Source organism: Streptomyces venezuelae ATCC 10712 (genome assembly GCF_008639165.1).
In the GTDB taxonomy this organism is placed as follows: Bacteria; Actinomycetota; Actinomycetes; order Streptomycetales; family Streptomycetaceae; genus Streptomyces; species Streptomyces venezuelae.
On sequence record NZ_CP029197.1, the window covers coordinates 2,521,991 to 2,537,369 of the forward strand.

A 15,379-nucleotide genomic window follows, 5' to 3' on the forward strand; every position below is an offset into this window, starting at 1 on the left:
AGCGTCGCGGCATGGACGTGGATTGGGAAGCGTACGGGTGGGAGCGGCTCGCGGACGGGGTGGGCCGCCGGCGGCTGCCCGGCTGGGACGCCACGGTCGGACTGGTACTGGGGGAACGGGCCGTGCTGCTGTACGACACCGGCTCCTCGCTCGCGGAGGGCGCCGAGCTGCGGACGCAGATCGCGGGGCTCACGGGCGGCCGGAGAGTGACGCACATCGCACTGAGCCATCCGCATTTCGACCATGTGCTCGGCACGGCGGCGTTCGCGGGCGCGGAGGTCTTCGGCGCGGTGGGCTCCGACGAGCTGCTCGGCCGGGCGCGGGAGCGCGAGGCGCTGCGCGAGGACGCCGTGCGGCAGGGTCTCGACGCGACGGCGGCGGCCGAGGCGGCGGACGTCCTGGTGGCCCCCCGGCACGTGGTCTCCGGGGAGTGGACGCTCGACCTGGGCGGCCGGCAGGTCCTGCTGGCGAACGTCGGCCCCGGCCACTCGGGCCACGACCTGGCGCTGCTGGTCCCCGGCTCCCGCGAGGTGGTCTTCTGCGGCGATCTGGTCGAGGAGTCGGGCGAGCCGCAGGCCGGCCCGGACGCGATCCCCGCCCGCTGGCCGGACGCGCTCGACCGGCTGCTGGGGCTCGGCGGCGAGGACGCGGTGTACGTGCCGGGGCACGGGGCGGTGGTGGACGCCCCGTTCGTACGACTCCAGCGGGAGGAACTGGCGAGGCGCTTCTCCGTCGCATAACGTCGCCCGAATGCGCAGCTACGACCCGGATCTGACGCCCCCTTGGAAGAAGACGGCGCCCGTGCCCGAGGTGCCGGCCGACCGCGACCTCGTCGTCGAGGAGGTCACGACGGGCTTCTGCGGGGCGGTGATCCGCTGCGAGGCGGGCACGGTGACCCTGGAGGACCGCTTCGGCAAGCACCGGGTGTTCCCGCTGGACCCGCGCGGCTTCCTCCTGGAGGGCCGGGTGGTGACCCTGGTCCGCCCGTCCGCCGGCCCGGCCCGCCCCACCCGTACGGCCTCCGGCTCGGTCGCGGTGCCCGGCGCACGCGCGCGCGTGGCGCGAGCGGGCCGCATCTACGTGGAGGGCCGCCACGACGCCGAGCTGGTGGAGCGGGTCTGGGGTGACGACCTGCGCATCGAGGGCGTCGTCGTGGAGTACCTGGAGGGCGTCGACGACCTCCCGGCGATCGTCGCGGAGTTCGCCCCGGGCCCGGACGCCCGGCTGGGCGTCCTGGTGGACCACCTGGTCCCGGGTTCGAAGGAGTCGAAGATCGCCGCCCGGGTGACCTCGCCGGACGTGCTGGTCGTGGGACACCCGTACATCGACGTCTGGGAGGCGGTGAAGCCCTCCTCGGTGGGCATCCGGGCCTGGCCCCGGGTCCCCAGGGGCCAGGACTGGAAGACGGGCGTGTGCGAGGCCCTGGGCTGGCCGCCGAACACGGGCGCGGCCTGGCAGCACATCCTGTCGAAGGTGACGTCGTACAAGGACCTGGAGCCGGAGCTGCTGGGCCGGGTGGAGGAGCTGATCGACTTCGTGACGGCGCCGTAGGGGGCGGGCCGCACACCCGCCCCGCGCCGCTCTAGGACCCCTCCGAACCGCCGGTCAGGAGCCACGCCACCACGGCCCGGACGGCACCGGAGACGGCCGCGCCCGCCAGCGCGAGCCCCACCTTGAGGGAGATCTTCCGCTTCATCGTCGTCGCCTTTCGGGGTGACCGGTTGATGCCCCAACCCTCCGAGGACCACGGGGTGTTGCGCCAAGCGATACGCGTTGCGGATGCTGTGGGACACGGTCCGAGCGCGACCCCGAGGAGCGGCACGGGTGGATGAGGTCACGGCGGAACACGCCGGAGGGGACGAGCCGGTCGCACGGGGCCGCGCGGACGGGGACGAGCCGGTCGCGGCGGAGCTCGTGCCGCTGGACGATGTGGCGAAGGCCCGGTTCATGGGCCTGCGGCCGATCCCCGACCACGTCGAGGGCGAGCGCCGCGAACTCGCCGTGGCACTGCGCCGCTGCTTCTTCGAACTCGAATGCACCCTGCGCCGGTACGCCGTCCAGCGCAGCTACAGCGCGAGTAGCCTGAGCCGCTACCTCAGCGGCGAGACCCCCGCGCCCGACCACTTCGTCAACGCCCTGATGGACGACGTCGGCAAGAAGCTGGGCCGCCCGATGTCCCCGCAGGCACGCCAGGCCGTGATCCTCATGCAGCGCGCGGCCCTCAAATCGGTCAACACCCGCGCCTGGCAGATCCAGCGGCTGGAGGACCAACTGGCCGCCGCCCTCCAGGAGAAGGCCGTCGCCAGGACGATGGCCGACGCGGTGGCCACCGCCCTCCACGAGCACCAGGAACGCGTCGTGACGCTGGAGGCCGAACGGCAGGCGCTCACCGAGGAGGTGGCCGCGCAGCGGACCGCCGGCATCGAGCTGGCCCTGTTGCGCGCGGAGCAACACCGCGTGCTCACCGACCACGAGGCCCTGCGCCGGCGGGTCGCCGAGCTGGAAGCGGCCCTGGAAGCGGCCGAACAGCGTGTTGCGCTCGCCGAGCAACGCTGCGCCGACCTGGAACACACCCTGCTCGCGGCCGACGCCGCGGCGGCCGCGGAGGAGGAGGCGGACCGGCGGAGGACCGAGGAGAGGCTGGCTCGCAGCCAGGAGGAACTGGAGAGGCTCCGGCGGGAGGTCGCCTCGCTCCGGTCCCGGCCGGCGGAGAGTACGCCACCGGGTCGACACGACTGGATGGGGGACGGCCCCGCACCGGGACCTGAACCCGGATCGCGGCGGGAAACCGACCCCGAGGCCCAGCCGCAGACCGCGACCCCGCCCCCATCCCGGTCGCGACCGCAGACCGCGACCCCGCTCCTGGCCCACCCTGAAACGCAAACCCAGCCGCAGCCGCAGCCGCAGCCCGATGTGCCGCAGCCCGATGTGCCGCCGTCCCCGCTCCCGTCGCCCCGGACGGCCCCCGCGTCCCACGTCACCGTCGTCTTCGCGGCCCCTCAGCGCCCCTGGGGCACATGGATCGCGCACCGGCTGGAGCGGCACGGCCACCGCGCCACGCTCCAGCGCTGGGACCCGCCCCGCGAGGTCCCCCTGGAGCAGGTGCTCCGCGACCTCCTGCTCGCCCGGGGCCAGATCCTCTTCGTGCTCGACGAGTGGTTCTTCGACCGGGGGGCCCGGCAGGCCGGGGAATGGAACGAGGTGCTGCGCGGCTTCGTCGCCGCCCACCCCGACCGTTTCGCCGCCGTCGACCTCAGCAGCCGCACCCTGCCTCCGTCCGCGGCGGTACTCGAACCGGTGAGCCTGTGGGGCGTCGACGAGGCGGAGGCCGGGGCCCGGCTGACCCACCGGCTCGCCCTCGCCGGCAACCGCGACGGAGCCCGGCGGCACCGCGGGGCCACACCGGCCCGCTTCCCCGCCGACCCGCCCGCCGTCTGGGGCGCGGTCCCCCGCCGCAACCCCTGGTTCAGCGGCCGCGACGACCTCCTCGGCGCCCTCCAGCAGCGGCTCGCCGAGGGCGGACACGGCAGCGCCGCCTGCGCCCTCATCGGCATGTCGGGCATCGGCAAGACGCAGATCGCCACCGAGTACGCGTACCGGTTCAGCCCGGACTACGACGTGATCTGGTGGGTGCACTCCGAGGACCGCAACTCCCAGCGCGACCGCCTCGGCGACCTGGCCGTCGAACTGGGCCTCCGGGTCGGCGGCGAGCCCGGTGAACGCGTCCGGGCCGTCCGCGAGGCCCTGCGCCGGGGCGACCCGCACGCCCGCTGGCTGGTCGTCTTCGACGGCTGGGACGACACCGACGGCATCGACGTCATGCTGCCCCAGGGCCCCGGCCACGTCCTGATCACCTCCCGCAACCGCGGCTGGCGCGAACACACCGACGTCCTGGAGATCCCCGGCTTCGACCGGCGCGAGTCCACCGGCTACCTCATGCGCCGCGCCCCGCAGATCAACGCGGCCGAGGCCGACGAGGTGGCCGCCGAGTTCGGAGACGTACCCCTGCCCCTCGCGCAGGCCGCCGCCTGGCTCGGCGAGTCCGGCACGGAGGCCGCCGAATACCTCCGCATGGTCCGCGACGGACGCCTCTCCACCGTCGACGAACCCTCCCCCGACAACGCCACGCTCCACGTCTCGCTCTCCTCCTGGCGGATCCTGATCGACCGGCTCCGCCGTTCCCACCCGCAGGCCCTACAGGTGCTCAGCCTGTGCAGCGCCTTCGCCCCCGGCCCCGTCCCGCTCGGCCTGCTCCGCGCCGGACCCGCGGCGCGCCTGCCGGCGGACCTGCGCTGGATCACCACGGACCCGGCGGCCTGGACCCGCGCGCTCGACACCCTCGTCAACTACTCGGTGCTCGTCCGGACCCCCGGCCCCTCCGCGGGCGGGAAGGCGGCCGGGCCGGAAGAGGAGTCGGTCCACATGCACCGCCTGGTGCACGACATCGTCGCCCGGCTCACCGACGACGAGGTCCGGTACGCCCAACTCAAGGCCGTCCGCGACCTCCTCGCCGAGGCCGAGCCAGGTGACCCGGCCGACAGCGGGCACTGGCCCCGCTACTCCGTGCTCCTGCCCCACCTGGAACCCTCCGGCGCCCTCCGCAGCACCGCGCCCCGCGTCCAGGAAGCCGTCCTCAACTGCCTCCGGTTCTGCGACCGCAGCGGCGACTACCGGGCGGGGCTGCTGCTGGCCCGGCGGGTCCGGCAGAACTGGGGCGAGTTCATGGACCGGGCCGACGGGCGGATGCTCGCTCTCGCCTCCCTCGAGGCGGACCTCCTGCGGGCCGCCGGACGCTTCCAGGAGGCGTACGAGCAGAGCGAGCGGACCCTGGGGCAGCTCAAGGCGAACCCGCACGACGAACTCGCCGAACTGACCGCCCGGAGCGCGGTGGCCAACGGCCTGCGCCACCAGGGCAGGTACCACGACGCGCACCACATCCAGCGGGAGGTGCTCGACCGGACGGTCCGGCTCGTCGGCACGGACGACCCCCTCGTCCTGGCCGCCCGTCACGACCTCGCGGCCACCCTCCGCGCGCTCGGCCGCTACCGGGAGGCGTACGAGAACGACCTGATGACGCTCGCCCGGCGCGAGGAACTCCTGGGCGGACACCACCTCGCCGGTCTCGCCTCGGCCAACGCCGTCACCCGCGGGCAGCGGCTGCTCGGCATGTACGGCGCGGCGCTCAGTCGCCAGGCCGAGGTCGCCCGCCGCCATGAGGAGGCCCTCGGCGCGCGGCACCCGCGGACGCTCGACGCCGACATCGAGCTGGCGCTGTGCCGTCGGCACGGGGACCCGGGCGGCCCGGACGGGGGCAGCTCAATCGCCGGGCTCGTCGACCGGTCCGTGGAGATCCACGGGCGCGAGCACCCTGTGACCCTTCAGTGCCTCAGCCTCCACGCGGACGCCCTGCGCGAGCAGGGCGACCTCGGCCGGGCGAGGGCGCTCGGCGCCGAAGCGGAAACCGGCTACCGGGCCCTGCTCGGCCCCGCCCACCCCGTCTCCCTCGGCGCGGTCGCCAACACGGCCCTCGTGCTGCTCGACTCCGGCCAGCAGTCGGCGGCCGTCGCCATGCTCGAATCGGCGCGCGCCGGGCTGATCCCGGCGCTCGGACAGGACCACCCGTGGGTCCTGGGCTGCGACCTCAACACGGCCGCCGCCTACCGCCAGGAGGGAGACCTGGTCTCCGCCGTCGCGCTGAGCCGCGACGCCTTGGGCCGCGCCCAGGCCGTACTCGGCGCCGAGCACCCGCTGACCCTCTCCTGCCAGCTCGCACTCGCCGCCGACCTGCGTGGTCTCCCGCTGCGCGAGGACGACGAGGCGCTGGTCCTGGAGGAGGACGCGGTGAACCGCCTCGCCGCGGCCCTGGGCCCCCAGCACCCGCGCACCCTGGCGGCCCGGCGCCGCGTCCGCCCCGTCTGGAGCTTCGAGCCGTACGTCGACTGAGGCCCCCGAACCACTCCGACGCCGAGCCCCGACGGCTGCCGTTCCGGCGGCCTGGGCGGGGCTCGTACGGCCCCGGCGGCCTGGGCAGGGCTCGTACGGCTCCGACAGCTCCGCGGCCCCGGCGAGGCTCGTACGGCTCCGGCGGCTAGTCCACCAGGTCCCGGACCACCGCGTCGGCCAGCAGGCGTCCCCGCAGGGTCAGCACGGCGCGCCCGGTCTCGTACGGTCCGGGGGCGAGGAGCCCGTCGGTGAGGGCCTTCGCGGCGGCCGCGAGCCCGGCGGGCTTGAGGAGGGACAGCTCGACGCCCTCCTTGAGCCGCAGTTCGAGGAGGATCCGCTCGACCCGCCGGTCCTCGTCGGACAGCAGCTCGCGCCCGGCGCCCGGCGACTTCCCACCGGCCAGCGCGGCCGCGTACGCCCCGGGGTGCTTCACGTTCCACCAGCGGACGCCGCCCATGTGCGAGTGGGCTCCGGGCCCTGCTCCCCACCAGTCGGCGCCGCGCCAGTACAGCTCGTTGTGCAGACAGCGCCCGGCCTCCGAGGTGGCCCAGTTGGACACCTCGTACCAGTCGAAGCCGGACCGGGAGAGGACGTCCTCGGCGATCAGGTACCGGTCGGCGTGGACGTCGTCGTCGGTCATCGGGACCTCGCCGCGCCGGATGCGCCGCGCCAGCTGCGTCCCCTCCTCGACGATCAGGGCGTAGGCGCTGACGTGGTCGGGTCCGGCGCCGATGGCCGCGTCGAGCGAGGCCCGCCAGTCGTCGTCGGTCTCGCCGGGGGTGCCGTAGATCAGGTCGAGGTTGACGTGCTCGAACCCGGCGGCCCGCGCCTCGGCGACGCACGCCTCGGGGCGCCCGGGCGTGTGGGTCCGGTCGAGGATCTTCAGGACGTGCTGCTTGGCGCTCTGCATGCCGAAGGAGATCCGGTTGAACCCGCCCTCGCGCAGCTCCGCGAGATACGCCGGGTTCACGGACTCCGGGTTCGCCTCAGTGGTCACCTCGGCGTCGTCCGCGAGCCCGAACTCGTCCCGTACGGCCGCCAGCATCCGTACGAGGTCACCGGCGGCGAGCAGGGTGGGCGTGCCGCCGCCGACGAACACGGTCCGGACCGGTCGGGGGTCGTCCCCGAGCACCTTGCGGGCGAGCCGGATCTCCTCGGTGACCTGCTCGGCGTAGTTGTCCCGGGAGGCGAGCACGCCGCCGGTCCCGCGCAGCTCATTGGCCGTGTAGGTGTTGAAGTCGCAGTAGCCGCAGCGCGTCGCGCAGTACGGCACGTGCAGGTAGAACCCGAGCGGCCGCTCCCCCGCCCCTTCGAGGGCGTGCGGGGGCAGCGCCCCGTCGTCGGGAACGGTCTCACCATCGGGCAGTACGGAAGGCATGAGCCCCATTGTCCCGTACTGCCCGAGGTGAACGCCCGGCCTGTGGACAACCTCTCCACAGGGCGAGGGTCAGGTCCGCGGCGGCGGGGGTCAGGACTCCCGCGACCCCGCGTACATCTCCTCGATGAGCCCCTTGTACTCGCGCTCCACCACCGGCCGCTTCAGCTTCAGCGACGGGGTGAGCTCGCCGTGCTCGATGTCGAGGTCGCGCGGCAGCAGCCGGAACTTCTTGATCGTCTGCCAGCGCTGGAGGCCCTCGTTGAGCCGGTCGACGTAGCCCTGGACCATCGCCACGGTCTGCGGGGCGGCGACGATCTCGGCGTACGGCTTGCCCCCGAGGCCGTGCTCGGCGGCCCAGCCGAGGAGGGTGGGCTCGTCGAGGGCGATGAGCGCGGTGCAGAAGTTCCGGTCGGCGCCGTGCACGAGGATGTTCGAGACGAACGGGCAGACGGCCTTGAACTGGCCCTCGACCTCGGCCGGCGCGATGTACTTGCCGCCGGACGTCTTGATCAGGTCCTTCTTGCGGTCGGTGATCCGGAGGTAGCCGTCGGCGGACAGTTCGCCGATGTCACCGGTGTGGAACCAGCCGTCGGACTCCAGGACCTCGGTCGTCTTCTCCGGCAGGCCGTGGTAGCCCTCCATGATGCCGGGGCCCCGCAGCAGGATCTCGCCGTCGTCGGCGATCCGGACCTCGGTGCCGGGGAGCGGCTTGCCGACGGTGCCGGTGCGGTAGGCCTCGCCCGGGTTGACGAAGGAGGCGGCGGAGGTCTCGGTGAGGCCGTAGCCCTCCAGGATGTGGATGCCGGCGCCGGCGAAGAAGTAGCCGATCTCGGGGGCGAGCGCGGCGGAGCCGGAGATGCACGCGCGCAGGTTGCCGCCGAAGGCCTCGCGGATCTTGGCGTAGACGAGGGCGTCGGCGACCTTGTGCTTGGCGGTGAGGCCGAAGGGCGCGGTGGCGGTCCCGGTGCGGCGGAAGTTGTCCTGGGTGGCCTTGGCGTACTCGCGGGCGACGCCGGCCGCCCACTGGAAGATCTTGTACTTGGCTCCGCCGCCGGCGCGGGCCTTGGCGGCGACGCCGTTGTAGACCTTCTCGAAGATGCGGGGCACGGCGGCCATGTAGGTCGGCTGGACCACCGGCAGGTTCTCGATGATCTTGTCGACGCGGCCGTCGACGGCGGTGACGTGCCCGACCTCGATCTGACCCGAGGTGAGGACCTTGCCGAAGACGTGCGCGAGCGGCAGCCACAGGTACTGGACGTCGGCCTGGGTGACGAGCCCGGTGGCGGCAATGGCCTTGGCCATGTACGACCAGTTGTCGTGCGGGAGGCGGACGCCCTTGGGGCGGCCCGTGGTGCCGGAGGTGTAGATGAGGGTGGCGAGCTGCGTGGCGGTGATCGCCGCGACCCGCTCCTTGACGGCCTCGGGGTGCTTCTCCAGATAGCCCTTGCCGCGCGCCTCCAGCTCGGCGAGCGTGAGGACGAAGTCACCGTCGCTCTCCACGCCGGTGGCGTCGATGACCACGACGTGGCGGAGGTTCGGCAGGTCGGCGCGGCGCTCGACGGCCTTGGCGAGCTGGGCGGCGTCCTCGGCGATGAGGACCCGCGACTCGGAGTCGGAGAGGATGAACGCCGACTCCTCGGCGTTGGTCTGCGGGTAGACCGTGGTCGTCGCGGCGCCCGCGCACATGACACCGAGGTCGGCGAGGATCCACTCGACCCGGGTGGCGGAGGCGAGGGCGACCCGCTCCTCGGACGCCACGCCGAGGTCGACGAGGCCGGCGGCGATCGCGTAGACCCGCTCGGCGGCCTGGCCCCAGCTGAGCGACTTCCAGTCGTCCGGGCCGGCCCCGGAGGCGGCGGGCACCGGGTAGCGGTAGGCCTCCGCGTCCGGAGTCCGCTCGACGCGCTCAAGGAAGAGGGTCGCCACGGAGGGCGGCCGGTTCTCGATCTGGGTCTGTGTGTCGCTCACGACGTCCTCCGGGCGGCGGCGGTGCCTTCTGGTGGTTCGTAACTAACTGGCGAGTAACCTTCGGGCCAGAGTAAAGGCCCGAGGTCCGACGCGTAAGAGTCTGCGGGACGTCGCTTCATAACGAACGGGCCCACGCGCATGTGCGCGTGGACCCGTCGTGGACACGGAAGCGCCGTTTCCGGCCGCCGCCCGGCGTTACTTCTTCTTGCCGCCGGACTCGTCGCTCGACAGAACGGCGATGAAGGCCTCCTGCGGCACCTCCACCGAGCCGACCATCTTCATGCGCTTCTTGCCTTCCTTCTGCTTCTCCAGCAGCTTCCGCTTGCGGGAGATGTCACCGCCGTAGCACTTGGCGAGGACGTCCTTCCGGATGGCGCGGATGGTCTCGCGGGCGATGACCCGGGAGCCGATGGCGGCCTGGATCGGCACCTCGAAGGCCTGCCGGGGGATGAGCTCGCGCAGCTTGGCGACGAGCCGCACACCGTAGGCGTACGCGGCGTCCTTGTGGGTGACGGCGGAGAAGGCGTCGACCTTGTCGCCGTGCAGCAGGATGTCGACCTTGACCAGGCTGGAGGCCTGCTCGCCGGTGGGCTCGTAGTCGAGGGAGGCGTAACCCCGCGTCTTGGACTTCAGCTGGTCGAAGAAGTCGAAGACGATCTCGGCGAGGGGCAGGGTGTAGCGGATCTCGACCCGGTCCTCGGAGAGGTAGTCCATGCCGATCAGGGTGCCGCGCCGGGTCTGGCACAGCTCCATGATCGCGCCGATGAACTCGCTGGGGGCGAGGATCGTGGCGCGTACGACGGGCTCGTACACGTCGTTGATCTTGCCCTCGGGGAACTCGCTCGGGTTGGTGACGGTGTGCTCGCTGCCGTCCTCCATCACCACGCGGTAGACCACGTTCGGCGCGGTGGCGATGAGGTCGAGACCGAACTCGCGCTCCAGCCGCTCACGGATCACGTCGAGGTGCAGCAGACCGAGGAAACCGACGCGGAAACCGAAGCCGAGGGCGGCGGAGGTCTCCGGCTCGTAGACCAGCGCGGCGTCGTTGAGCTGCAGCTTGTCGAGGGCCTCGCGGAGGTCCGGGTACTCCGAGCCGTCCAGCGGGTAGAGGCCCGAGAAGACCATCGGCTTCGGGTCCTTGTAGCCGCCGAGGGCCTCGGTGGCGCCCTGGTGCAGGGAGGTGATCGTGTCACCGACCTTGGACTGACGGACGTCCTTCACACCGGTGATGATGTAGCCGACCTCGCCGACGCCGAGACCGTCGGAGGAGGTCATCTCCGGGGAGGAGACGCCGATCTCCAGGAGCTCGTGCGTGGCGCCGGTGGACATCATCCTGATGCGCTCGCGCTTGTTGAGCTGGCCGTCGACCACACGGACGTAGGTCACGACGCCGCGGTACGAGTCGTAGACCGAGTCGAAGATCATCGCGCGGGCGGGGGCGTCGGCGACACCGACCGGGGCGGGAACGTCCCGGACGACCCGGTCGAGCAGGGCCTCGACGCCCATGCCGGTCTTCGCGGAGACCTTGAGGACGTCCTCCGGCTGGCAGCCGATGAGGTTGGCGAGCTCCTCGGAGAACTTCTCCGGCTGGGCGGCCGGCAGGTCGATCTTGTTCAGTACGGGAACGATGGTGAGGTCGTTCTCCATGGCCAGGTAGAGGTTGGCCAGGGTCTGCGCCTCGATGCCCTGGGCGGCGTCGACCAGCAGGATCGTGCCCTCACAGGCGGCGAGCGACCGGGACACCTCATAGGTGAAGTCGACGTGCCCGGGAGTGTCGATCATGTTCAGGATGTGCGTGTCGCCCTGAGCCGGCCCCTCGGTCGGCGCCCACGGCAGCCGGACCGCCTGGGACTTGATCGTGATGCCGCGCTCCCGCTCGATGTCCATGCGGTCGAGATACTGGGCACGCATCTGCCGCTGGTCGACCACACCGGTCAGCTGGAGCATCCGGTCGGCAAGCGTCGACTTGCCGTGGTCGATGTGCGCGATGATGCAGAAGTTGCGGATCAGAGCCGGGTCGGTACGGCTCGGCTCGGGCACGTTGGTAGGAGTCGCGGGCACGCAGGGTCTCGTCTCGGGGCGATGTCGGATCGATACGTAGGCTCCATGGTCCCATGCCCGTCGCCCGGCGCCCGGTTTGGGCGGGCACGAGGGTCGCTGATACTGTGGACAGCTGTGTCTCGTGTGCCCTCTCAGCTGCGGGACACATCCAGAAGGAACATCGAACCTGTAAAGGTCTTTTCGTGGCGAACATCAAGTCCCAGATCAAGCGGAACAAGACGAACGAGAAGGCGCGCCTGCGCAACAAGGCCGTCAAGTCCTCGCTCAAGACCGCGATCCGCAAGGCCCGCGAGGCCGTCGCCGCGGGTGACGTCGAGAAGGCCACCGTGGCTTCCCGCGCCGCCTCCCGCGCGCTCGACAAGGCTGTCTCGAAGGGCGTCATCCACAAGAACGCCGCCGCCAACAAGAAGTCGGCGCTGGCCACCAAGGTTGCCGCTCTCCAGGGCTGAGCTCTGATGTAACCGGCCGCACGGGACCCAGCGGGCCCTCTCTCCCGCTCCCACCCGGCCCCCGGACTCGCACGCGGACGCGTTCGCCACGCGGGTGCGAGCCCACCCCTTCTCAACCCAAGGCCCCACCACACCTCCTTCCCCAGGAGGACGGTGGGGCCTTTGGCGTGGGGGGGTTGCGGGGGCCTTGGGAGGGGGGTGAGGGGCAGGGGCGGGGAGGCGGTAGGGGGCGCGGCCCCGGGGGGCGGCGGGGGCCTTCGGAGGGGGCCGGGGAAGCGGTAGGGGCGCGCGGCCCGTGGGAGGAAGGGGGCGGCGGGCCAGCGCCCCGGCCCCTGGGAGGCGGCGGGGGCGCAGCCCCGGGAAAGGCACGGCGCCGCGACGGGGCCGGGCCAGCGGGCCCCGGAGGAGCCGAGGGGCCCGGGCCCGGAGGGGGCCGACCGGGGGCCCAGCCCCCCGGAGGGGACCACGGGGCACGCCCCGGGAAAAGTCACAGGCTCAGCCCCAGCGAGAGGGCAGGGGCGCAGCCCGAGCGAAGGGGCCAGGTCACAGCCCGAGCGAGGGGATGGGGCGCAGCCCCGGAAGGGGGACGGGGCGCAGCCCCCGGTGGGGGCAACCAGGGCACCGCCCGGAAACTCACCGCCCCAACCCCGGAAGGGGGTCAGGGCACAGCCCCGGGAGGGGGTCGGGGCGCAGCCCCCGGCGGGGCCACCAAGGCACCGCCCGGAAACTCACCGCCCCAACCCCGGAAGGGGGCTCGGGGCACAGCCCCGACAAGGGGCTCGATGTGCCGCCCCCGAAGAGGGTCGAAGCGCCGCCCCGGTGGGTGCGACCGGGGCACCGCCCGGGAAACTCGCCTCCCCAGCCGCAGCAAGGGAAGGGGCTCGGGGCGCAGCCCCGGAAACGGGCTCGGGGCGCAGCCCCGGAAACGGGCTCGGGGCGCAGCCCCGGAAACGGGCTCGGGGCGCAGCCCCGGAAGCGGGCTCGGGGCGCAGCCCCGGGAGAGCGGCTCCGTTTGCCACCAGCCCCCGGCAGGGTTTCGGGAAGGGGTGGGGTGGGGGAACCGCTCCGGCATCAGCCACGACCCAGCCGCACCCTCGTACGCGCCCCCAGCCCCCGCCCCGCCCTACGGCCACGGCCCCGCCGCCACCCACAGCCACAGCCACAGCCACAGCCACAGCCACAGCCACAACGAGCCCGGCAGCGTCCGCCGGCCCCGGCCCAGGCCCCGCCCCCTACCCCCGCCGCATCCTCGCCGCCCGAGCCACCGCCACCACCGCCTTCTCCAGGGCGTACTCCGGGTCGTCCCCGCCGCCCTTCACCCCCGCGTCCGCCTCCGCGATCGCCCGCAGCGCCAGCGACACCCCGTCGGGGGTCCAGCCCCGCATCTGCTGCCGTACGCGGTCGATCTTCCAGGGCGGCATACCGAGCTCCCGCGCCAGGTCGGCCGGCCGCCCGCCCCTCGCGGAGGACAGCTTGCCGATCGCCCGTACACCCTGGGCCAGCGCGCTGGTGACGAGCACGGGCGCGACCCCGGTCGAGAGGGACCAGCGCAGGGCTTCCAGCGCCTCGGCCGTCCGCCCTTCGACCGCGCGGTCCGCGATGTTGAAGGAGGAGGCCTCGGCGCGGCCCGTGTAGTAGCGCCCGACGACGGCCTCGTCGATCGTCCCGTCCACGTCGGACGTGAGCTGCGCGACCGCGGACGCGAGCTCCCGCAGGTCGCTGCCGATCGAGTCCACGAGCGCCTGGCAGGCCTCGGGCGTGGCCGAACGCCCGAGGGTCCGGAACTCCTGCCGTACGAACGTCAGCCGTTCCGCCGGCTTCGTCGTCTTCGGGCAGGCCACCTCCCGCGCCCCCGCCTTCCGCGCCGCGTCGAGCAGGCCCTTGCCCTTGGCGCCGCCCGCGTGGAGCAGGACGAGCGAGATGTCCTCGACCGGGTCGTCGAGGTAGGCCTTGACGTCCTTGATCGTGTCGGCGGACAGGTCCTGGGCGTTCCGCACGACCAGCACCTTGCGCTCGGCGAAGAGCGAGGGGCTGGTGAGCTCGGCCAGCGAGCCGGGCTGAAGCTGGTCGGGCGTGAGGTCGCGCACGTCGGTGTCGGCGTCGGCGGCGCGCGCGGCCGCGACCACGGACTGGACGACGCGGTCGAGGAGCAGGTCCTCCTGGCCCACGGCGAGCGTCACGGGACCGAGGAGGTCGTCGGGGGAAGTCTTTCTGGTGGCCATCGCGATCCAGCATCCCACGCGCCACCGACAACAAGGCCCGCCACAGCCCGCCCCCGCCATGCCGGAGAATGGCCGGGTGAGTGAACGACACGTACTGGTACTCCCCGACCGCGACTCCGCCGAGGAGCTCGCCGGTGAACTCCCCGACCGTTTCGGCGTCGCCGAGGAACCCCAGCTCGTACGGGACTCCCTGGCCGGCGAGGACGACGCCGAGGACGCCCAGTGGCTGGTGGTCGTCGAGGACCCGGACGGCCGGCTGGACGCGGCGGCCCTCGACGAGCTCGCGGCCGAGTACGAGGGCTGGCTGGAGGCTCCGTAGGGCGGGGCCGCAGCCCGTAGGGGGCTGAACCACGGCCCGTACGGGCCACGACTTCAGCCCCGCGTCACCTTCGGCACGATCTGCACGTCCAGATCGATGCTGATGCTGGACCCCACCGCCGCGATCCCCCGCGCGAGCAGCGTCTGCCAGGTGAGGGTGAAGTCCTCCCGGTGCAGTTCGGTGGTGGCCCGGCAGGCGCACCGGGTCTCGCCTTCCAGGCCGCTCCCGATGCCGAGGTACTGGGTGTCGAGCGTCACCGTGCGGCTGACGCCGTGCAGGGTGAGCGCGCCGGTGACGGCCCATCGGCTGCCGCCCTTGTGCGTGAAGCGCTCGCTGTAGAACTCCAGCGTGGGGTAGGCGCCGACGTCGAGGAAGTCACTGGACCGCAGGTGGTCGTCGCGCATCTGCACCCCGGTGTCGATGGAGGCCGCGTCGATGACGACGTGCATCGCCGAGCGCTCCATCCGGTCGGCGATCCGCACGGCCCCGGCGAAGCTGTTGAACCGCCCGTGGATGCGGGCGAGGCCGATGTGGCGGGCGGTGAACCCGATCTGTGAGTGCGTCGGGTCGATCTCCCAGTCGCCGGGCTCGGGGAGCTGTGGCTGCGGGGCGATCTGCAGCAGCACGTCCCCGAGGCCGGTGTGGCCGCCTTCGGTGACGACGGCACTGCCGTGGTGGGGCGTGTAGCCCTCGGCGGTGACGGCGAGCCGGTACTCGCCCGCCGGTACGGTCGCGAGCGCCGTGCCGTACGGGTCGGTCTCCCCGGCGAGCACCTTGCGTCCGACCGTGTCGCTGAGCAGGAACTCGGCCCGCCGGACCGGTTCGTGTACGGGGTCGAGCACCCGGCAGCTCACCACTCCCGCCGAGGCGGGGACGGAGAGTCCGGCGAGCGGCCCGCCCCGGGCGGCGCCCGCCGGCCTCTTACCGAAGAGACGATCGAACATTGTTCACGCACCCCCGTGCGACTCGTTCATCATGCAACGAAGTCGCATTCGATCACCGTTGGGGCGTTCGAGGCAAACCGGACGACTACCGGTCA

The 15,379-nt window shown here is 72.9% G+C and carries 10 protein-coding genes; 5 read left to right on the plus strand and 5 right to left on the minus strand.

What is annotated here, in order from left to right:
• Positions 1-11: 11 nt before the first annotated feature.
• The 3 genes from DEJ43_RS11570 (at position 12) to fxsT (ending at position 5,943) form a co-directional block, all read left to right on the plus strand.
• Positions 12-740 (plus strand): MBL fold metallo-hydrolase, encoded by a 729-nt coding sequence (locus tag DEJ43_RS11570; protein WP_015033539.1) that lies wholly within the window; start codon positions 12-14, stop codon positions 738-740.
• 10 nt (positions 741-750) lie between these two features.
• Positions 751-1,551: a DUF3097 domain-containing protein gene (locus tag DEJ43_RS11575; protein WP_015033540.1), complete on the plus strand. Its 801-nt coding sequence runs from the start codon at positions 751-753 to the stop codon at positions 1,549-1,551.
• Between the two features lie 273 nt (positions 1,552-1,824).
• Positions 1,825-5,943 (plus strand): FxSxx-COOH system tetratricopeptide repeat protein, encoded by a 4,119-nt coding sequence (gene fxsT, locus DEJ43_RS11580; protein WP_015033542.1) that lies wholly within the window; start codon positions 1,825-1,827, stop codon positions 5,941-5,943.
• Positions 5,944-6,088: 145 nt separating this feature from the next.
• Here fxsT and hemW read toward each other — a convergent pair whose 3' ends face one another.
• The 3 genes from hemW to lepA all read right to left on the minus strand — a co-directional run bounded on the left by hemW (position 6,089) and on the right by lepA (position 11,350).
• On the minus strand, positions 6,089-7,321 hold the full coding sequence (gene hemW / locus DEJ43_RS11585) for a radical SAM family heme chaperone HemW (protein ID WP_015033543.1): 1,233 nt from the start codon (positions 7,319-7,321) through the stop codon (positions 6,089-6,091).
• A gap of 90 nt (positions 7,322-7,411) precedes the next feature.
• Positions 7,412-9,289, minus strand: a complete 1,878-nt coding sequence (locus tag DEJ43_RS11590; protein ID WP_015033544.1) for an AMP-dependent synthetase/ligase — start codon at positions 9,287-9,289, stop codon at positions 7,412-7,414.
• Between the two features lie 195 nt (positions 9,290-9,484).
• Complete coding sequence (lepA, locus tag DEJ43_RS11595; protein ID WP_015033545.1) at positions 9,485-11,350, minus strand: translation elongation factor 4; 1,866 nt, start codon at positions 11,348-11,350, stop codon at positions 9,485-9,487.
• A gap of 182 nt (positions 11,351-11,532) precedes the next feature.
• On the opposite strand from lepA, the gene rpsT reads away from it, so the two are divergent.
• Positions 11,533-11,799 (plus strand): 30S ribosomal protein S20, encoded by a 267-nt coding sequence (rpsT, locus tag DEJ43_RS11600; protein WP_030317512.1) that lies wholly within the window; start codon positions 11,533-11,535, stop codon positions 11,797-11,799.
• Positions 11,800-13,031: 1,232 nt separating this feature from the next.
• Here rpsT and holA read toward each other — a convergent pair.
• Positions 13,032-14,021 (minus strand): DNA polymerase III subunit delta, encoded by a 990-nt coding sequence (holA, locus tag DEJ43_RS11605; protein ID WP_015033547.1) that lies wholly within the window; start codon positions 14,019-14,021, stop codon positions 13,032-13,034.
• 58 nt (positions 14,022-14,079) lie between these two features.
• Here holA and DEJ43_RS11610 point away from each other — a divergent pair, with 58 nt between their 5' ends.
• Positions 14,080-14,340, plus strand: coding sequence for a hypothetical protein (locus DEJ43_RS11610; protein ID WP_202490746.1), 261 nt, complete (start codon positions 14,080-14,082; stop codon positions 14,338-14,340).
• Between the two features lie 53 nt (positions 14,341-14,393).
• Here the strand turns inward: DEJ43_RS11610 and DEJ43_RS11615 are convergent, their stop codons facing one another.
• Entirely contained in the window at positions 14,394-15,284 is an 891-nt protein-coding gene (locus tag DEJ43_RS11615; protein WP_015033549.1) for a YceI family protein, read from the minus strand.
• Positions 15,285-15,379 lie beyond the last annotated feature (95 nt).

Coding starts and splice junctions, on each gene's coding strand:
- DEJ43_RS11570 (WP_015033539.1), top strand. CDS start 12: ATGGACGTGGATTGGGAAGCGTACGGGTGGGAGCGGCTCGCGGACGGG.
- DEJ43_RS11575 (WP_015033540.1), top strand. CDS start 751: ATGCGCAGCTACGACCCGGATCTGACGCCCCCTTGGAAGAAGACGGCG.
- hemW (WP_015033543.1), bottom strand. CDS start 7,321: ATGCCTTCCGTACTGCCCGATGGTGAGACCGTTCCCGACGACGGGGCG.
- holA (WP_015033547.1), bottom strand. CDS start 14,021: ATGGCCACCAGAAAGACTTCCCCCGACGACCTCCTCGGTCCCGTGACG.
- DEJ43_RS11610 (WP_202490746.1), top strand. CDS start 14,080: ATGCCGGAGAATGGCCGGGTGAGTGAACGACACGTACTGGTACTCCCC.
- DEJ43_RS11615 (WP_015033549.1), bottom strand. CDS start 15,284: ATGTTCGATCGTCTCTTCGGTAAGAGGCCGGCGGGCGCCGCCCGGGGC.